Below are 17,745 nucleotides of genomic sequence, written 5' to 3'. Positions count from 1 at the left end.
ATCGTGGCAAGCCGAGCGTAGCCCCGTGCCCCGGCCGGCGGACATGGTTGGGACGGTACCCGCCGGACGGGTGACAATTGAGGCGTGAACAGGACGCGAAGGGACCGGGACGAAGAGGGGCGCGCGCGCAACGCGCGTCCCCGGGACGGGCTGGGGCGGCCCCTGCCGTACGGCGAGGCGGGGGTGGAGCGACAGCCCGAGGGGGTGGTGCGTACGCCTGGGGAGACGGTGCGGGAGGCGCAGCGGCTGCTGGACGCCGGGATGCCGTTCCACGCCCACGAGGTCTTGGAGGACGCCTGGAAGTCGGGTCCGCAGGAGGAGCGGGAGCTGTGGCGGGGGCTGGCGCAGCTGGCGGTCGGTCTGACCCACGCGGCCCGCGGCAACACGGCCGGCGGGGCGCGGCTGCTGCTGCGGGGCGCGGACCGGATCGAGGCGTTCACGCATCGTCCGTACGGGATCGATGTGGGGGGTCTGGTGGGGTGGGCGCGGACCCTGGCGGGGCGGCTGGACCGGGCGGTGGGGGTCGTGGACGCGGCGGCGGAGGCACCGAGGCTCCGGGGGTGACCGGTGGGCGGCCGCGCATGAGGGTGCTCATGGCCGTGCGCGGTGTGTCCAGGTGAGATAGAGGGCCTCGGGCGAGCGGTGGATGAGGGTGGGCCGCATCATGACGGGCCGGCCCGGGGTGAGCCGCAGGCCGGGCAGTCGGCGCGTGAACAGCTCGATGGTGGAACGTAGTTGGACGCGGGCGAGCTGGGAGCCGGGGCAGCCGTGCACGCCGTGCCCGAAGGCGACGTGACGGGTGTGCGGGTGGGTGAGGGACCGGGTGACGTCGAACGTGTCGGGGCGCTCGTGGCGCGTCTCGTCACGGTTGGCGGAGCCGTACGCGACGAACAGCGCGGCTCCGGAGGGCAGTCGGGTGCCGGCGAGGGTGACGGGGCGGGTGGTGGTGCGGCGGAAGCCCTGGACGGGGGTGTCGTAGCGGGCGGCTTCCTCGACGGCGGCGGGTATCAGCTCCGGCCTCGCCCGGACGAGGTCCCACTGGTCGGGGTGGCCGAGCAGGTGGAGCAGGGTGGTGCCGATGAGCGCGGTGGTGGTCAGGTGTCCCGCGATGAGGAAGTTCTGGAGGGTGGAGACCAGTTCATGGCGCTGGTCGAGGGTGAGTTCACCGGTGCCGGGGGCGAGCGCGGAGACGAGTGAGGAGCACAGGTCGTCGCGGGGGCGGGCACGCCGGTCGCGGACGTAGCCGTCGAGGAGGTGCTGGAGAGCGACGACGTCCTCGGCGGCGGCGACCTGTTCGTCCTCGCTCAGGGGCCGGAACAGCAGCTCCTCGGCGCGGTGTCCGCCGCGCACGGCGGCAGGGACGTCGGCGGGGTCGAGGCCGAGCAGCCGCCCGACGACCGCGCCGGGGAGCCTTTTCGCGTACGAGGCCATCAGCTCGGTGCGGCCGTCGGCGGCGAAGCCGTCGACCAGCTCTTCGGCGACCTGGGCCGCGTACGGGAGCAGTGCGGCGATCCGGGTGGCGGACAGGCCTCTGCTGAGGGGGGCGCGGTGGCGCCGGTGGGCGGCGCCGTCGGTGGTGACGACGGTGGGGCGGTTGCCGAGGCCCCGGGCGAGAACGGCGAGCGCGGCGGGTGCGGGGGTGATGTCGGGGCGCAGCGACTGGGAGGAGGAGAAGTCCTCGGGCCGCAGCAGCACCTCGCGGACGTCCGCGTCCCGGGCCACGAGCCAGGCGTCCAGTTCCAGTACGTGGGTGAGTCCCGCGGTGCGCCGGGCCCGTGCGTACAGCGGGTACGGGTCCCGCTGGAGGGCGTCGAGGGCCTCGTGGGAGCGGTCGGGCGGGGCCTGGCCGTCGGGCGGGGCCAGGCGGTCGGGTGGGGCCAGGCGGTCGGGTGGGGCATGGGGGTCCGGTGGGGCCAGGCGGTCGGGCGGGGCCTGGCCGTCGGGCGGGACATGGGGGTCGGTCGGGGCATGGGGGTCCGGATGGGCCAGGCGGTCGGGTGGGGCGAGAGCGTCGGGTAAGGCCGGATTGTCGGGCGGGTTCGCCGGGGTCATGCGACGCCTCCAGGAAGGGTGCGGCCACGGTGCGGTCCGGCCATGGTGCCCGGAGGCCCGGGGCTCCGGAAAGACGGCGGGCGGCCGTCAGGCCTCGGAGGCGGCGAGGCCGAGGGCCGGGAGGATCACCGCTTCGACGTACGCCGGGAGCGCGTCCTCCTCGCCGAACCGGTCCTCGAAGAGCCGCTCGATCCGCAGGACGCCGAGAAAGCCGGGGGCTACGAAGGCGATGGCCGGGTTGTCGGCGGCGATCTCGCCCCGTTCGACACCGCGCCGCAGCATCGCGTCGAGCGCGGCGACCTCGGGATTGATGACTGTTTCGCGCAGTGCCCGGCGAAGGTCGGGGTGCTGGAGGTAGGCCTGGCCGACGGCTTCCATGAGTTCGGTGTCCCGGCCGCGGCGCCCCGCGGCGGCGACCGCGGCCGCGCGGAGGTCGCCCGCCACCGAGCCCGTGTCGATTCCGGTGAACAGGCTGCACCGGCTCTTGTCGAGCGCGGCCGTGACCAACTGGGACTTGGTCCTCCACTGGCGGTAGAGGGTGGCCTTGCCGCACTTGGTCCGGGCGGCCACGCCCTCCATGGTCACGGCGTCGTAGCCACCCTCCCGCAGCAGGTCGAGGACCGCCTCGTACAGCTCGAGCTCGCGCTCCGGGGTGATCTTGCTACGGCGCGCGGCGGCGGTGGCGGTGGCGGCCTGCGTGGACATCGTTTCTCCCGGCACTCGGGGGCCTGGCTGCACGTACGAGAGTAGGCGGCGCTCAATCGAGACGCAAACGTATCGAGACGTTTGCGTCTCGATGAAATCGGATCTACGCTTCCTCCGTTTTGTTTCTGATGTGAACCTTCAAAGGGGCCGAGCATGGCTGCCGGGATACCACCGGAGACGACCGCCGCCCCGCGGCCGCCCCTGGTACGCGAACTGCTGCTGGTGGCGGCGCTGTTCCTCGCCTACAAGTGCGGTCGGCTGGTCGCGAACGGCCACGAGGCCCGCGCGTTCGGCAACGCGGACCGCGTCTGGGACCTGGAGCGGGCCGTTCACCTGCCGGGCGAGGGCTGGGTGCAGGAGCTGATCCTGGGCGGCGGGACGGCCGTGCACGCCGCCAACGCCTACTACGCCTGGGTCCACTTCCCGGCCACGGTCGCCTTCCTGGCCTGGCTGTACTGGCGCCGCCCGGCTCACTACGTCTGGGCGCGCCGCGTCCTGGCGCTGCTGACCGCCGCCGCGCTGGCACTGCACCTGCTCGTGCCGCTCGCGCCGCCGCGCATGCTGGCCGAGGCGGGACTCGTGGACACCGCGCGGGTCTACGGCCCCTCCGTGTACGGCGCGACACCCGCGACGGACTCGCTGGCCAACCAGTTCGCGGCGATGCCGTCACTGCACTTCGGCTGGGCGCTGATGGTCGCCATCGGGCTGATGACCGCCACCCGGAGCCGCTGGCGGGCACTGTGGCTGCTGCACCCGCTGATCACCCTGCTGGTGGTGGTCGGCACGGCCAACCACTACTGGCTGGACGCGCTGGTGGCCACGGTGCTGCTGGGCGCCACTCTCGCGCTCGTACGGGCGCCGGGGGCCGCGTGGCGGGTGCCGGTCCTCGGAGCCGGGGTGGGCTTGCGGTGAGGGCCACGCTGTTCGCCGTGCTGCTGTCGCTGGCCTCGGCGGCCGGCTACGCCCTGGCGGCGGTCGGCCAGGCGCGGCTGGCCACGGGTTCCGGGGGCACCAGGGCGCTGCTGTCCCGGCCGCTGTGGTGGTGGGCCGTCGGGCTGAACGCGGCGGGCGCGCTCACCCATGTCGCCGCCCTCCACTACGGGCCGCTCACCCTGGTCCAGCCGCTCGGCGCCCTCACGCTGGTCGCCGCGCTGCCGGTCGGGGCGTACTACGAGCGGCGGCGGGTGACCCGGGTGGAGTGGCGCGGCGCACTGTGGACGCTGGGCGGGCTGCTCGGCCTCGTGGCGGTGGTGGGACCGGCCGCACCGGGCGACGCGCTGTCGCTGCCGGAGGCGCTGGCGGTGGCCGCGGTGACGGCGGCGGGCATCGCCGCACTGGTACGGCGCGGGGGCCGCGCCCTGGGGCTGGCGACGGCGGCGGGGATGTCGTCGGGCGTGGCGTCGGCGCTGACGCAGACGGTCACCGCGTCGCTGGCGCGGGACCTGCCCGGCGGGCCGATGACCTGGTGGCAGACGGTGCTGCTGTCGGTGCTGGTGTCGGTGTTCGCCATGGGCGGGCTGCTGCTTTCGCAGGCGGCGTTCCGGGGCGGGCTGGCGGCGCCGCTCGCGGTGGTGAACCTGGCGAACCCGGCCGCGGCGGCCGTCATCGGTGTCGCGCTGCTCGGGGAGACGTTCCGGTCGGGCCCGGTGGGCTGGCTGGTCGCGGCGGCGTCGGGGGCGGTGGCGGCGCGCGGGGTGGTCCTGCTGACGGCCGGTCACCCGGTGCCCGTGCCCGCGCCCCGGGCCGCGGAGGCCGATCCCCGCGCGGTCACCCCTTGAGCAGGTCCACGAGCACGGCCGCGTGACTGCGGTCCGGATCCTTGGCGGCGGTCAGCAGCGTGAGCGGCCCCTTCCGGGCGAGCTCGCGCAGCCGGTCGAGCGCCTCGGCCGCTTCCGGATCGGCGAGCTCGGCCTCGTAACGCCGCCGGAACTCCTCGTACGCGTCGTCCTGCGCCGCGTGGTACCAGCGGCGCAGCTCGGTCGACGGGGTGAGGGACTTGGGCCATTCGTCGACGTGCGCGTCCGCCTTGGACAGGCCGCGCGGCCAGAGCCGGTCGACCAGGACCCGCACCCCGTCGTGGGGGTCGGCGGGGTCGTAGATGCGGCGGACCTTGGGGCGGCGGGCGGCTCGCGTCATGGTTCCAGGTTAAGACCGCGGGCCTGGAGACGCGGCTGATCACCCGGCCGTCGGGGTCCGGGCCGTATCGGTGGCCGAGTCCGCGTTCCGACGGCGGGCGGGGGCGGGGCGGGCCGCTCGGGCGAGGGTGCGGCGGGCCTTCATGAAGGGGCGGGGGCGGTCCACGGCGAGGACGGCCGTGGTGGTGCCGTCGCGCTCGTACAGGGCCAGGAAGCCGCCGCCGTCGGTGGTGCCTTCGGTGATACGGACGGTGTCGCCGTCCCGCCGTCGGCCGGCGAACTGGATGCGCGACCCGTACTGGTCGGACCAGAAGTAGGGCAGCGGCCGCGTGGTGGCCACGGTGCGGCCGGCGAGCAGGTTGCGTACGGCGACGGCGGGCTGTTCCGTGGCACTGGTCCAGTGCTCGGCGCGGACCCCGCCGACGCGGGCGACGTCGCCGACGGCGACGACCTGCGGCAGGGAGGTGACACAGCCGTCGTCGCAGAGGACGCCGTCACCGAGGGCCAGCGTGGACCCGGCGAGCCAGGCGGTGTGGGGTACGGCGCCGATGCCGACGACGACCACGTCGGCGGGGAGCACGCGGCCGTCGGTCAACTCGACGGCGGAGACCCGGCGGCCGCCGTGGAGGGTCGCGACGGACGCGCCGGTGAGGAGCCGTGTACCGCCCTTGGTGTGGAGGGCGGCGCACACCGCGGCCATGTCGGGGCCGAGTTGGGGGACGAGGGGAAGCCCGGCGGCTTCGACGACGGTGACGTCATGGCCGAGGGCGGCGCACGAGGAGGCCGTCTCGGCACCGATGAAGCCACCACCGATGACGACGACCCGGCGCGGTCCGCCGCTCAGGTCGGTCCGCAGGGCGCGGGCGTCGTCGAGGGTGCGGAGGGTGTGGACGCCCGGAATTCCGGTGGCTACGGGCAGGCGGCGGGCAGAGGCGCCGGTCGCGATGACGACCCCGTCGGTGGGGACGGTACGGCCGCCGTCCAGGAGCAGGGTCCGGTCGCGCGGGTCGAGGCCCAGGGCCCGGGTGCCGAGCAGCCACTCGGCGGCCAGGTCGTCCTCCTCGTCGCGGTCGGTCAGGCGCAGCCGGTCCTCGCCGAGGGTGCCGGTGAGGAAGTCCTTCGACAGGGGCGGGCGGTCGTAGGGGCGGTGCGGCTCCTCGCCGACGATGACGAGGCGACCGTCGAACCCCTGGGCACGCAGGGCGCGGGCCGCGTACAGGCCGGCGAGCGAGGCGCCGACCACGGTCACGGTCCTCATGCCGCTGTGTCCTCCTGGGCCGCCGGCCGGACGTGGATGACACCGTCGGTGACGACGACCTCGTGGGTGCGGACCGGGCGGCGGGCGGGCAGGCAGGTCGGCTGTCCGGTGCGGAGGTCGAAGGAGGCGGCGTGCAGCGGGCATTCGACCAGACAGCCTTCCAGCCACCCCTCGGACAGGGAGGCGTCCTGGTGGCTGCACGTGTCGTCGATCGCGTACAACTCGCCGTCGGCGTTGAACACCGCGATGGGCGGGGTGGTGTCGACACGGATGGACTCACCCGTGGGGAGGTCTTCGAGGCGGCAGACGGGAATCACGGGCCCCCCTCTTGGTCCAGGATCCCAGGACCCTTGGGTAACATGACGTTTCAACATGATGTTTCGTATGGCGCATGAGGGCGCGCTGTGCGCAACAGAATCCGGTCGGGGTGCCTGCCGCGTCAAGGGCTTCCCGAAGATGCGGCCCGAACCGGCCGCAAGGTGGTGAGAGTTGAACTATGACCCGCAACCAGACAGCGGCTGACCAGATCGAGGCCACGCGGGACCGGGCGCCCAAGGGGGCGGCGGGCGCGATCCAGTCGGTGGACCGGGCGGTGAGCGTGCTGGAGATCCTCGCGCGGCACGGCGAGGCGGGCGTCACCGACATCGCCGACGAGCTCGACGTCCACAAGTCGACGGCCTTCCGGCTGCTCGGCGTGCTGGAGAACCGGGGTCTGGTCAGCCAGGCGCAGGACCGCGGCAAGTACTTCCTGGGGGCCGGTGTACTGCGCCTGGCGGGGGCGGCGGCAGTGCGGCTGGACATCTCCCAGGAGGGCGCACCGGTCTGCCGGGAGCTCGCCGACGAGCTGGGCGAGACGGTCAACATCGCGGTGCTGGACGACGACGCAGCCGTCAACATCATGCAGGCGCGCGGCCCCGCGTCCGTCACGGCGCAGAACTGGCTGGGCAGGCGCACTCCGCTGCACGCCACCTCCAGCGGCAAGGTCCTGCTCGCGCACCTGCCGGTCACCCTGCGGGAAGGGCTGCTGGCGCGGGCGCTGCCGAGGTTCACCGAGCACACGGTCACCAGCGCCGGGATGCTGCGCGGCGAGCTGGAGTCGGTGGTCGCGCAGGGGTTCGCCCTCGCGGCGGAGGAGCTGGAGCTGGGGCTGAACGCGGTCGCCGCGCCGGTGCGGGCCCACGACGGCAAGGTCATCGGCGCGCTGAGCGTGTCGGGGCCCGCGTACCGCCTGGAGCGCGACCGGCTGCCGGAGTGGGCGCGGCGTACGGTCACGGCCGCGGACGAGCTCTCGCGGCGGATGGGGTACGGCATCTGACGCCTTATCAGCGACGTCCGGGCGGTGCGGCGCAGGTGGCGGGCCGTCAGGTGCCGTTCGGGCGGCGCGGGTCGGCGGCGTACGCCGGCGGCGATCGGGCGCACGGATACGGGACACGGCGGTTCACCGGCCCGGTGGTCCGAAGCGGGGTCAGGGGGAACCTGGCCCCGCTTCGTCGTGCGGCACCCCTTGACGGCAACTTGTCAGGCTTCCCAGTATGTTCCCCGTCGCGCAACCCATAGCGCAGTGCGCAACAGCGGAGGAGTCTGTCGTGCTCCATGAGGTTCGTGCCGTCGTCGCTGTGAAGAAGGGTGCACGTGGCGATCGGCGCGGTCGGGCGGCCCGCACGGTGGGACACCGTCCACCCCGGCCGGGCGCCGGACGGCGAACTGCGCGACGGGCAGCGGCTGCTGGTGGCCGGGGTCACGACGCGGGTGCTGCACACCCCCGGTCACACCTGCGGCGGCTGTGTGGTCCACGTGCCGTTCCTGGACGCGGTGTTCACGGGCGACACCCTCTTCCACGGCGGCCCGGTGCGACCGGCCGCTCGTACCCCGACCGGCACACCCGCGTGTCCTCGGTACGACGGCGGTCGCTGCCCCTGCCGGGCGCCACCGTCGTGCACACCGGGCACGGCCGGGACACGACGATCGCCGCCGAGCGGTCCCACGTACCGGCCGACCTCTGAACCCCCGACTCTAGGAGGGGCATGTCCCGCACGTCCGCACGCAGCAATCCCCGTGTCGTGGTCATCGGCGCCGGGATCGTCGGCTGCTCCCTCGCCGACGAACTGACCGCCCGCGGCTGGACCGACGTCACCGTCCTCGAACAGGGCCCGCTGCCCGCCCCCGGCGGCTCCACCTCCCACGCGCCGGGCCTGGTGTTCCAGACCAACCCGTCCAAGACGCTCACCGAGTTCGCCGCCCGCACCGTCGAGAAGTTCAGCGCCCTGGAGGTGGACGGGCGGCCCTGCTTCGACCGGGTCGGCGGGCTGGAGCTGGCCACCACCGAGGAGCGCCTCGCCGAACTGCACCGCCGGGCCGGGTTCGCCGCCTCCTGGGGCGTGCGCGGAGAGGTGGTCCCGGCGTCCCGATGCAAGGAACTCTGGCCGCTCCTCGACGAGGGCAAGGTCCTCGGCGGCTTCCACACCCCCGACGACGGGCTGGCCCGAGCCGTCCCCGCCTGCCGGGCCCAGAGGGTCCGCGCCGAAGCGCGCGGCGCCCGCTTCCTGGAACGGCACACCGTCACCGGCATCGAGCGGGAGCACGGCCGGGTGACCGGTGTCATCACCGACCGGGGCACCTTCCCGGCCGACCACGTCGTCTCGGCCGCCGGTTTCTGGGGCCCGGTCATCGGCCGCATGGCCGGCGTGGACGTCCCGCTGCTCCCCCTCGCCCACCAGTACGCCGTGACCGGGCCGCTGCCGGAACTGGCGGGCGCGACCGCCGAGGCGTCCCGGCCCATCCTCCGCTTCCAGGACCGCGACCTGTACTTCCGCGAGCACACCGACCGGATCGGCATCGGCAGCTATGCCCACCGGCCGCTGCCCGTCGACCCGTTCACCGTCCCGGCGTACGACGAGGCACCCGTGATGCCGTCCTCGTACCCCTTCACGCCGGAGGACTTCGCGCCGAGCTGGAAGGACTGCGCCTGGCTGCTTCCCGCGCTCGCGAAGGCGGACCTGCGGGAAGGGTTCAACGGGGTCTTCTCGTTCACACCCGACGGGATGCCCGTGCTCGGCGAGTCCCGGACCCTGCGCGGCTTCTGGCTCGCCGAAGCGGTCTGGGTGACGCATTCGGCGGGGGTCGCGAAAGCGGTCGCGGAGTGGATGGTCGACGGCCGCGCGTCGATCGACCTGCACGAGTGCGACCTCTCCCGCTTCGAGGACGCCCAGCGCTCCCCGGCGTACGTCCGTGAACGCGCCTCACAGCAGTTCGTCGAGGTGTACGACGTCATCCACCCGCTCCAGCCCCTGGAGCGGCCGCGCCCGTTGCGGGTCAGCCCCTTCTACGCCCGGCAGTGCGAGCTGGGCGCCCACTTCCTGGAGGGCGGCGGCTGGGAACGGCCGCACTGGTACGAGGCGAACGCGCCGCTCGCCGAGGACCTGGACCTGCCGGAGCGGGACGCCTGGTCGGCCCGGCACTGGTCGCCCATCGCCGTGGCCGAGGCCAGGGCGACCCGCGAGAAGGTCGCGCTGTACGACATGACCCCGCTGCGCCGGCTGGAGGTCACGGGCCCCGGCGCTCTCGCCTTCCTCCAGCGCATGACGAGCAACAACCTCGCCAGGAAGCCGGGAGCGGTGACCTACACGCTCCTGCTGGACGAGCACGGCGGCATCCGCTCCGACCTCACGGTGGCCCGGCTCGCGGAGGACCGGTTCCAGATCGGCGCCAACAGCCGCGCCGACGAGGAATGGCTGCTGCGGCACGCCCCGGGCGGGGGCACCTCCCACTCGGACGACGCCGAGAGCGGGGGAGTCCACATCCGCGACATCACGTCCGGGACGTGCTGCGTCGGCGTGTGGGGGCCGCTCGCCCGCGCGCTCGTCCAGCCGCTGACCCGTGACGACTTCTCGCACGAGGGCTTCGGCTACTTCCGGGCCCGGCGGACCTGCCTCGGCGACGTACCGGTGACGGCCATGCGGCTGAGTTACGTGGGTGAGCTGGGCTGGGAGCTCTACACCAGCGCCGACCTGGGGCTGCGGCTCTGGGACACGCTGTGGGAGGCGGGCCGGGAGCACGGTGTGATCGCCGCCGGGCGGTCCGCGTTCAACAGCCTGCGCCTGGAGAAGGGTTACCGGTCGTGGGGTCACGACATGACCGACGAACACACCCCGTACGAGGCGGGTCTCGGCTTCGCCGTCCGCATGGACAAGGACTTCGTGGGCCGTGCCGCGCTGGAGGCGGCCGATGAGCCCCGTCGGAAGCTCACCGCGCTGCTGCTGGACGACCCCGCGGCCGTCGTGCTCGGCAAGGAGCCGGTGTACGTCGACGGCAGCCCCGGCGGCTACGTGACGAGCGCCGCGTACGGCCCCGCACTGGGCCGCTGCGTCGCGTACGCGTGGCTTCCGCCGCTGGCCACGGGCACCGCGGTGCAGGTGGAGTACTTCGGGCGGAAAGTACCGGCCACGGTCGCCGACGAGCCGTTGTTCGACCCGGGGATGAGCCGTATCCGCCGCTAGGAGGCCGGAACAGATGTCACCCACCTACGACGTGATCGTGGTCGGCCTCGGCGGTATGGGCAGCGCCGCCGCTCACCACCTCTCCGCGCGCGGCGCCCGTGTGCTGGGGCTGGACAGGTTCGGCCCGGTCCACAACAAGGGCTCCAGCCACGGAGGTTCGCGGATCACCCGCCAGTCGTACTTCGAGGACCCCGCCTACGTACCCCTGCTGCTGCGCGCCTACGAGCTGTACGAGCGGCTGGAGCGGGACACGGGCCGGGACATCGCCACCCTGTGCGGCGGGCTGATGCTCGGCCGGCCCGGGTCCCGTACCGTCGCCGGTTCGCTGCTGTCGGCCGAGCGGTGGGGCCTGCCGCACGAGGTGCTGGACGCCGAGGAGATCCGGCGCCGCTTCCCGACCCTGACGCCCGCCGACGACGAGGTGGCGCTGTACGAGGAGCGGGCCGGACTGCTGCGGCCCGAGAACACGGTCGCGGCGCACCTCCAGCTCGCCACCCGGGCGGGCGCCGCCCTGCACTTCGAGGAACCGCTGCTGCGCTGGGAGACGTACCGCGACGGCGTACGCGTCCACACCGCCGAGAACAGCTACACGGCGGGCCAGCTGGTGATCTGCCCCGGGGCGTGGGCGCCGGAGCTCCTCACCGACCTGGGCGTGCCGTTCACCATCGAACGGCAGGTCATGTACTGGTTCCAGCCGGAGGGCGGCACCGGGCCGTTCGCCGCGGCACGCCACCCCGTCTACATCTGGGAGGACGCGGGCGGCGTCCAGATCTACGGATTCCCGGCGATCGACGGGCCGGAGCTGGGCGCGAAGGTGGCGTTCTTCCGCAAAGGCACCGTGTGCACCCCGCAGACCATCGAGCGGACCGTGCACGACCACGAGGTGGCGGCCATGGCGGAGCAGGTGGCCCACCTGCTGCCCGGCCTGCCCGGCCGGTTCCTGAAGGCCGCGACCTGCATGTACTCCAACACACCCGACGAGCACTTCGTGATCGCCCGCCACCCGAGGCACCCCGAGTCGGTCACCGTGGCCTGCGGGTTCTCCGGGCACGGCTTCAAGTTCGTGCCGGTCGTCGGCGAGATCGTCGCCGACCTGGCGCTGACCGGCGCCACCAGGCACCCGATCGAGCTGTTCGACCCCAGCCGCCTCACCGTCGCGCCCGCCTAGGAGCCCGCAGTGACGACCACACCCCCGCCCCCCAGCCTCATCGCCACGCTCCCCGGCCACTACTACACCGACCCGGACATCTTCCGGCGGGAACAGGAACGGCTCTTCGAGTCGATGTGGTTCTGCGCCGTGCGCGGCGCGGACCTCGAGCGGCCCGGCGCCTTCCGGACCGTCCAGGTCGGCCGCGAGAGCGTGATCGTCACCCGCGACCGGGCCGGCGGGCTGCGCGCGTTCCTCAACGTGTGCCGGCACCGGGGCGCCCGCCTCTGCCTGGAGGACTCCGGTCAGGTGCGGCGGAACCTCCAGTGCCCGTACCACGCCTGGACCTACGACCTGGACGGCCATCTGGTCGCCGCGCCGAACCTGACGAGGATGCCGGACGTCGACCGCGCCGCGTACGGCCTGATCGGGGTGCACCTGCGCGAGTGGCTCGGCTACGCCTGGGTGTGCCTGGCCGACGAGCCGCCGTCGTTCGAGGAGACGGTGGTGGGCGCGGCGGTGGAGCGCCTCGGGGACGCCTCCTCCATCGAGCGCTACCGCACCGGGGACCTCGCGCTCGGCCGCCGGATCACCTATGACGTGAGCGCGAACTGGAAGCTGATCGTAGAGAACTTCATGGAGTGCTATCACTGCGCGACGATCCACCCGGAACTGACCGATGTGCTGCCGGAGTTCGCCGAGGGTTACGCGGCGCAGTACTACGTGGGTCACGGCGCCGCGTTCGGGGACGGTGTCAAGGGGTTCACGGTCGACGGCAGCGAGGGTTTCCCCAGGCTGCCCGGGGTCACGGCCGAGCAGGACCGGCGCTACTACGCGATCACGGTGAAGCCGACGGTGTTCATCAACCTGGTGCCCGACCATGTGATCCTGCACCGGATGTTCCCGCTCGCCGAGGACCGCACGGTCGTCGAGTGCGACTGGCTGTACGCGCCCGAAGTCGTCGCCTCCGGCGCGGACGTGTCCGCGTCGGTGGAGCTGTTCCACCGGGTCAACGTCCAGGACTTCGACGCCTGCGAGCGCACCCAGCCGGCGATGGCCTCGCGCGCCTACCGGCACGGTGGCGTCCTCGTCCCGAGCGAGCACCACATCGGGATCTTCCACACCTGGCTGACCGCGCACCTGGGAGGCACCGCCCATGCCTGACCTCTTCATCGGCGGGTCGTGGAGGAGCTCCCGTGACGAGAGGACCCGCGAGATCCGCTGCCCGGCCGACGGCACCCTCGTGGGGGTGGTCGACGAGGCGGGCGGCAAGGACACGGCGGACGCCGTCGCGGCGGCCCGGCGTGCCTTCGACGAGGGCCCGTGGCCGCACACGCCGGACGCCGAGCGCGGCGACCTGCTGCTGCGGGTCGCGGACCTCCTCGTGCGGGACAGGGAGGCGCTGGCGCGGGCGGAGTCGCTGGACACGGGTAAACGGCTGCTGGAGAGCCGGTACGACGTCGACGACGTGGTGGCGTGCTTCCGCTACTTCGGGCGGCTGGCGGCGACGGAGACGGGCCGGGTCGTGGACACCGGTGCGGTGCCGGCCGACAGCCGGGTGGTGTACGAGCCGGCCGGGGTGTGCGCCCTGATCACGCCGTGGAACTATCCGCTGCTCCAGACGGCCTGGAAGGTGGCCCCGGCGCTGGCGGCCGGCAACACCTTCGTGCTCAAGCCCAGTGAACTGACGCCGCACACGGCGATCCACCTGATGCGGCTGCTGGCGGAGGCCGGGCTGCCGGACGGCGTGGCGAACCTGGTCCTCGGGGCCGGGCCGGAGGCGGGCGCCCCGCTCGCCGATCACCCGGATGTGGACCTGTTGTCGTTCACGGGCGGCCTGGCGACCGGGCGGCGGCTGATGGCGGCGGCGGCCGGGACGGTGAAGAAGGTCGCGCTGGAGCTGGGCGGCAAGAACCCGAACATCGTGTTCGCCGACGCCGATTTCGACGCGGCGGTGGACATGGCGCTGACGGCGGTGTTCCTGCACTCGGGTCAGGTGTGCTCGGCGGGGGCGCGGCTGCTGGTGGAGGACTCCCTGCACGACCGGTTCGTCGACGAGGTGGTACGCCGGGCCCGGGTGATCCGGCTGGGCGGGCCGTTCGACGAGCGGGCCCGGACGGGACCGCTGATCTCGGCCGCGCACCGGGCGAAGGTCGAAGCCTATGTGGCGGCCGGACTTGCCGAGGGCGCGGTGCTGCGCTGCGGCGGGGCGCGGCCCGAAGGCCCGGGGTTCGACGAGGGGTTCTTCTACCTGCCGACGGTGCTGGACGAGTGCCGCGCCGGGATGTCGGTGGTCCGGGAGGAGTCGTTCGGCCCGGTCCTGACGGTGGAACGTTTCCGCGACGGTGACGAGGACGAGGCCGTACGGCTCGCCAACGACACGGTCTACGGGCTCGCCGGCGCGGTGTGGACCTCGGACGAGGGCAGGGCGGCGCGGATGGCGGCCCGGCTGCGCCTGGGCACCGTGTGGATCAACGACTACCACCCCTATCTGCCGCAGGCCGAGTGGGGCGGGTTCAAGCAGTCCGGTACGGGGCGTGAGCTCGGTCCGGCGGGCCTTGCCGAGTACCGCGAGGCGAAGCACATCTGGCGCAACACCGCCCCAGGACCGCAGGGTTGGTTCGCCTGACTCGACGACCTCTCCCCCATCAGGAGTTGCTCATGACGTCCGCACCACCGAGACACGACAACGACGACGACGCCGAACTGGCCGAGTTCGGCTACCGGCCGGAGCTCAAGCGCACGCTCGGGAACTTCCACACCTTCGCCGCCGGGATCTCGTACATCTCCATCCTCACCGGCACCTTCCAGCTCTTCTACTTCGGTTACGCCAGTGGCGGTCCCGCCTACTGGTGGTCCTGGCCCATGGTGTTCGCCGGGCAGTTCATGGTCGCGCTGTGCTTCGCGGAGCTGGCTGCCCGCCACCCGGTGGCGGGCAGCATCTACAACTGGTCCAAGCGGCTCGGCAATCCGCACGTCGGGTGGCTGGCGGGCTGGATGATGCTGATCGCCTCGATCGTGTCGATCGCGGCGGTCGCCCTCGCCTACCAGCTCACGCTCCCGCAGATATCGTCGGCGTTCCAGTTCGTCGGGGACGGCACGGGGACGTACGACGTGGCGACCAACGCGGTGGTACTGGCGGCCGGTCTGATCCTGTTCACCACGCTGGTCAACGCCTTCGGGGTGAAGCTGATGGCCCGGATCAACACCGCCGGGGTCTTCATCGAGCTGATCGCCACGGTCGTGCTGATCGTGCTGCTCGCGGTCAATGTCGTACGCGGCCCGCAGGTCGTCACGGACACGGCGGGCACCGGCTCCGGCCAGACGTTCGGCTACCTGGGCGCGTTCCTGATCGCGTCGCTGGCCTCGGCGTACGTCATGTACGGCTTCGACACGGCCGCCTCGCTGGGCGAGGAGTCGCTGGACCCGTCGCGCAACGCGCCACGCGCCATCATCCGGGCGATCGTCGCCTCGTTCGTCCTGGGCGGGCTCATCCTGCTGCTCGCGCTGATGAGCGTGTCGAGTCTGCGGGGCGAACGGCTGTCGACGGAGGGGCTGCAGTTCGTCGTCCTGGACGTGCTGGGGCCGACGGCGGGCAAGGCGATGCTGTGGTGCGTGCTGATCGCCGTCACGGTGTGCGCGCTGGCCGTCCACACGGCGGCGGTCCGGCTGGCGTTCGCGATGGCCCGGGACAACAACCTGCCGGCGTCGTCGCGGCTGGCGAAGGTGAGCCCGCGGTTCAGTACGCCGGTCCTGCCGACCGTGATCATCGGGGTGCTGGCGCTGGCGATCCTGGTGGTCAACATCCGTCAGCCGCAGATCTTCACCGTGGTCACCAGCATCGGCATCATCATGATCTACGTGGCCTATCTGCTGGTCACCGGGCCGATGCTGGTGGCGCGGCTGCGCGGGAGGTGGCAGCCCGCCGAGGGGCGGTTCTCGCTGGGCCGCTGGGGCCTGCCGGTGAACGTCCTCGCCGTGCTGTGGGGCGCCGTGATGACCCTGAACCTCATCTGGCCGCGCGCCGCGGTCTACAACGCCGCCGCGCCCTACCACTGGTACCTCCGCTGGGGCGCCGTCCTGTTCGTCGGAGCGATCGCCGTGGGCGGCTTCGCCTACTACTGGTTCGTGCAGCGGCACCGTACGGGCGTGCTGGCCGAACACGCCGCCGCGTCCGCCACCGGGCCCGTCGCGGTGGAGGAGGTCACCCCCTCATGAGCGAGGAGTTCGATTACGTCGTCGTGGGTGGCGGTACGGCCGGGAACGTCGTGGCCGCGCGGCTGAGCGAGGACCCGTCCGTCACGGTGTGCGTCCTGGAGGCGGGCCCGAGTGATGTCGGGGACGACCACATCCTGCGGCTGGAGCGCTGGATGGGCCTGCTGGAGTCGGGCTACGACTGGGACTACCCGGTCGAACCGCAGGAGCGCGGCAACAGCCACCTGCGGCACGCGCGCGCCAAGGTGCTGGGCGGCTGCTCGTCGCACAACTCGTGCATCGCCTTCTGGGCGCCGGCGGAGGACCTCGACGACTGGGCGGCGGCGGGCTGTACGGGCTGGGGCGCGGCCGATCTGTTCCCGCTGTACCGACGGCTGGAGAACAACGACGCGCCGGGCGACCACCACGGCCGGACCGGGCCGGTGAGGCTGCGCACCCTCAAGGGCGGCGACCCGTGCGGTGCGGCGCTGCTGGAGGCCTGTGCCCAGGCGGGCATCCCCACCACACCGTTCAACACGGGGACGACGGTGGTGCGGGGCGCGGGCTGGTTCCAGATCAACGCGGACGAGAACAACGTGCGCCAGTCGTCGTCGGTGGCGTACCTCCACCCGGTCATGGGCAAGCGGCCGAACCTGGAGATACGCACCGGGGTGCGGGCCAAGCGGCTGGTGTTCGACGGCCGCCGCTGCACCGGGGCCGAGTACGTGGACCCGGACCTGATCCACAGCCGGGTGGTACGCGCCCGGCGTGAGGTGGTCGTGTCGTGCGGCTCCATCGACACGCCGAAGCTGCTGATGCTGTCGGGCATCGGCCCGGCGGAGCACCTGCGCGAGGTGGGCGTGGACGTGCTCGTCGACTCCCGGGGGGTCGGCGAGAACCTCCAGGACCACCCCGAGGGGGTGATCATGTGGGAGGCGAGGCAGCCGATGACCACCACGTCGAGCCAGTGGTGGGAGGCGGGCGTCTTCTACGACACCGAGCCGGGCCTGGACCGGCCGGACCTGATGTTCCACTACGGATCGGTGCCGTTCGACATGAACACCGTCCGGCACGGCTACCCGACGTCCGAGAACGCCTTCTGCCTCACGCCCAATGTGACGCGAGCCAGGTCGCGCGGCACCGTGCGGCTGCGGACCCGTGACCACCGGGACAAGCCGAGGGTCGACCCGCGGTACTTCACCCACGAGCACGACGTGCGGGTGATGACGTACGGCCTGAAGCTGGCGCGCCGGATCGCCGCGCAGCCCGCCCTCGCGGGGTGGGCGGGTGCGGAACTGGCGCCGGGGCCCGGTGTCCGCGGCGACGACGAACTGCTGGAGTACATCCGCACGACGCACAACACCGTCTACCACCCGGCCTGCACCGTGCGGATGGGGGCCGACGGTGATCCGCTGGCGCCGCTGGACGCCCGGCTGCGGGTCAAGGGCGTCGAAGGGCTGCGGGTGGCGGACGGTTCGGTGATGCCGGACCTCGTCACCGTGAACCCGTGCATCACGACGATGGTGATCGGGGAGAAGTGCGCGGACCTGCTGGTGGAGGACCGCTGAGCCGGTTCCGGGAGGCGGGGGGGGGGGGGGGGGGGGGGGGGGGGGGGGGGGGGGGGGGGGGGGGGGGGGGGGGGGGGGGGGGGGGGGGGGGGGGGGGGGGGGGGCGGGGGAGGGGGGGGGGGGGGGGGGGGGGGGGGGGGGGGGGGGGGGGGGGCGCCCCCCCGGAGGTGTCCCCCCCTCACCCGTACCT

The 17,745-nt window shown here is 73.1% G+C and carries 15 protein-coding genes and 1 pseudogene; 11 read left to right on the top strand and 5 right to left on the bottom strand.

The window, feature by feature from the left end; all coding sequences use genetic code 11:
* The first annotated feature begins 84 nt into the window (after positions 1-84).
* Positions 85-564 (top strand): DUF309 domain-containing protein, encoded by a 480-nt coding sequence (locus ACZ6C1_RS17675; protein WP_469241974.1) that lies wholly within the window; start codon positions 85-87, stop codon positions 562-564.
* A gap of 27 nt (positions 565-591) precedes the next feature.
* On the opposite strand, the gene ACZ6C1_RS17670 is transcribed toward ACZ6C1_RS17675, so the two are convergent.
* Both ACZ6C1_RS17670 and ACZ6C1_RS17665 read right to left on the bottom strand, forming a co-directional pair.
* Entirely contained in the window at positions 592-2,052 is a 1,461-nt protein-coding gene (locus ACZ6C1_RS17670; RefSeq protein ID WP_469241972.1) for a cytochrome P450, read from the bottom strand.
* 87 nt (positions 2,053-2,139) lie between these two features.
* Positions 2,140-2,757, bottom strand: coding sequence for a TetR/AcrR family transcriptional regulator (locus ACZ6C1_RS17665; protein ID WP_469241970.1), 618 nt, complete (start codon positions 2,755-2,757; stop codon positions 2,140-2,142).
* Positions 2,758-2,910: 153 nt separating this feature from the next.
* Between ACZ6C1_RS17665 and ACZ6C1_RS17660 the strand changes: the two genes are divergently transcribed.
* Positions 2,911-3,669, top strand: a complete 759-nt coding sequence (locus tag ACZ6C1_RS17660) for a phosphatase PAP2 family protein (protein WP_469241968.1) — start codon at positions 2,911-2,913, stop codon at positions 3,667-3,669.
* Positions 3,666-4,535 carry a DMT family transporter gene (locus ACZ6C1_RS17655; RefSeq protein WP_469241966.1) on the top strand — a complete coding sequence of 290 codons (870 nt, stop codon included), beginning with the start codon at positions 3,666-3,668 and terminating at the stop codon, positions 4,533-4,535. Before ACZ6C1_RS17660 ends, ACZ6C1_RS17655 begins: the two co-directional genes overlap by 4 nt.
* Here the strand turns inward: ACZ6C1_RS17655 and ACZ6C1_RS17650 are convergent.
* From ACZ6C1_RS17650 to ACZ6C1_RS17640, 3 genes are read right to left on the bottom strand one after another with little or no spacing between them, the layout of a single operon-like run.
* Entirely contained in the window at positions 4,525-4,893 is a 369-nt protein-coding gene (locus ACZ6C1_RS17650) for a DUF488 domain-containing protein (RefSeq protein ID WP_469241964.1), read from the bottom strand. The two genes, ACZ6C1_RS17655 and ACZ6C1_RS17650, sit on opposite strands and share 11 nt — an antisense overlap.
* Before the next feature lie 39 nt (positions 4,894-4,932).
* A complete protein-coding gene (locus ACZ6C1_RS17645) occupies positions 4,933-6,150 on the bottom strand; it encodes an NAD(P)/FAD-dependent oxidoreductase (protein WP_469241962.1) in 1,218 nt (405 codons plus the stop codon).
* Positions 6,147-6,467: a bifunctional 3-phenylpropionate/cinnamic acid dioxygenase ferredoxin subunit gene (locus ACZ6C1_RS17640; protein WP_469241960.1), complete on the bottom strand. Its 321-nt coding sequence runs from the start codon at positions 6,465-6,467 to the stop codon at positions 6,147-6,149. Before ACZ6C1_RS17640 ends, ACZ6C1_RS17645 begins: the two co-directional genes overlap by 4 nt.
* Positions 6,468-6,721: 254 nt before the next feature.
* Between ACZ6C1_RS17640 and ACZ6C1_RS17635 the strand changes: the two genes are divergently transcribed.
* From ACZ6C1_RS17635 to ACZ6C1_RS17600, 8 genes and pseudogenes are all read left to right on the top strand, one after another.
* Positions 6,722-7,465, top strand: coding sequence for an IclR family transcriptional regulator (locus ACZ6C1_RS17635; RefSeq protein ID WP_469242306.1), 744 nt, complete (start codon positions 6,722-6,724; stop codon positions 7,463-7,465).
* A gap of 311 nt (positions 7,466-7,776) precedes the next feature.
* Positions 7,777-7,968, top strand: a pseudogene (locus ACZ6C1_RS17630) (MBL fold metallo-hydrolase); the annotation flags it as partial.
* 206 nt (positions 7,969-8,174) lie between these two features.
* Positions 8,175-10,646, top strand: a complete 2,472-nt coding sequence (locus ACZ6C1_RS17625; protein ID WP_469241958.1) for a GcvT family protein — start codon at positions 8,175-8,177, stop codon at positions 10,644-10,646.
* A 13-nt stretch (positions 10,647-10,659) separates the two neighbouring features.
* Positions 10,660-11,814, top strand: a complete 1,155-nt coding sequence (gene solA, locus ACZ6C1_RS17620) for an N-methyl-L-tryptophan oxidase (RefSeq protein ID WP_469241957.1) — start codon at positions 10,660-10,662, stop codon at positions 11,812-11,814.
* 9 nt (positions 11,815-11,823) lie between these two features.
* Entirely contained in the window at positions 11,824-12,957 is a 1,134-nt protein-coding gene (locus ACZ6C1_RS17615; RefSeq protein WP_469241955.1) for an aromatic ring-hydroxylating oxygenase subunit alpha, read from the top strand.
* Positions 12,950-14,422, top strand: a complete 1,473-nt coding sequence (locus ACZ6C1_RS17610; protein WP_469241953.1) for an aldehyde dehydrogenase family protein — start codon at positions 12,950-12,952, stop codon at positions 14,420-14,422. The genes ACZ6C1_RS17615 and ACZ6C1_RS17610 overlap by 8 nt, the downstream gene beginning before the upstream one ends.
* A gap of 32 nt (positions 14,423-14,454) precedes the next feature.
* Entirely contained in the window at positions 14,455-16,011 is a 1,557-nt protein-coding gene (locus tag ACZ6C1_RS17605; protein ID WP_469241951.1) for an APC family permease, read from the top strand.
* Positions 16,008-17,555, top strand: a complete 1,548-nt coding sequence (locus ACZ6C1_RS17600; RefSeq protein ID WP_469241949.1) for a GMC family oxidoreductase — start codon at positions 16,008-16,010, stop codon at positions 17,553-17,555. Before ACZ6C1_RS17605 ends, ACZ6C1_RS17600 begins: the two co-directional genes overlap by 4 nt.
* Positions 17,556-17,745 lie beyond the last annotated feature (190 nt).

The sequence above is a fragment of the Streptomyces sp. NPDC041796 genome (genome assembly GCF_055590785.1).
The sequence above is the reverse complement of the archived record's forward strand: the minus strand, read 5'-3'. Positions and strand labels throughout refer to the sequence as shown.

Bases quoted from the DNA above. Each gene is read 5' to 3' on its own strand.
- ACZ6C1_RS17670 (WP_469241972.1), bottom strand. From the start codon at position 2,052: ATGACCCCGGCGAACCCGCCCGACAATCCGGCCTTACCCGACGCTCTC.
- ACZ6C1_RS17665 (WP_469241970.1), bottom strand. From the start codon at position 2,757: ATGTCCACGCAGGCCGCCACCGCCACCGCCGCCGCGCGCCGTAGCAAG.
- ACZ6C1_RS17660 (WP_469241968.1), top strand. From the start codon at position 2,911: ATGGCTGCCGGGATACCACCGGAGACGACCGCCGCCCCGCGGCCGCCC.
- ACZ6C1_RS17650 (WP_469241964.1), bottom strand. From the start codon at position 4,893: ATGACGCGAGCCGCCCGCCGCCCCAAGGTCCGCCGCATCTACGACCCC.
- ACZ6C1_RS17645 (WP_469241962.1), bottom strand. From the start codon at position 6,150: ATGAGGACCGTGACCGTGGTCGGCGCCTCGCTCGCCGGCCTGTACGCG.
- ACZ6C1_RS17625 (WP_469241958.1), top strand. From the start codon at position 8,175: ATGTCCCGCACGTCCGCACGCAGCAATCCCCGTGTCGTGGTCATCGGC.
- solA (WP_469241957.1), top strand. From the start codon at position 10,660: ATGTCACCCACCTACGACGTGATCGTGGTCGGCCTCGGCGGTATGGGC.
- ACZ6C1_RS17610 (WP_469241953.1), top strand. From the start codon at position 12,950: ATGCCTGACCTCTTCATCGGCGGGTCGTGGAGGAGCTCCCGTGACGAG.
- ACZ6C1_RS17605 (WP_469241951.1), top strand. From the start codon at position 14,455: ATGACGTCCGCACCACCGAGACACGACAACGACGACGACGCCGAACTG.
- ACZ6C1_RS17600 (WP_469241949.1), top strand. From the start codon at position 16,008: ATGAGCGAGGAGTTCGATTACGTCGTCGTGGGTGGCGGTACGGCCGGG.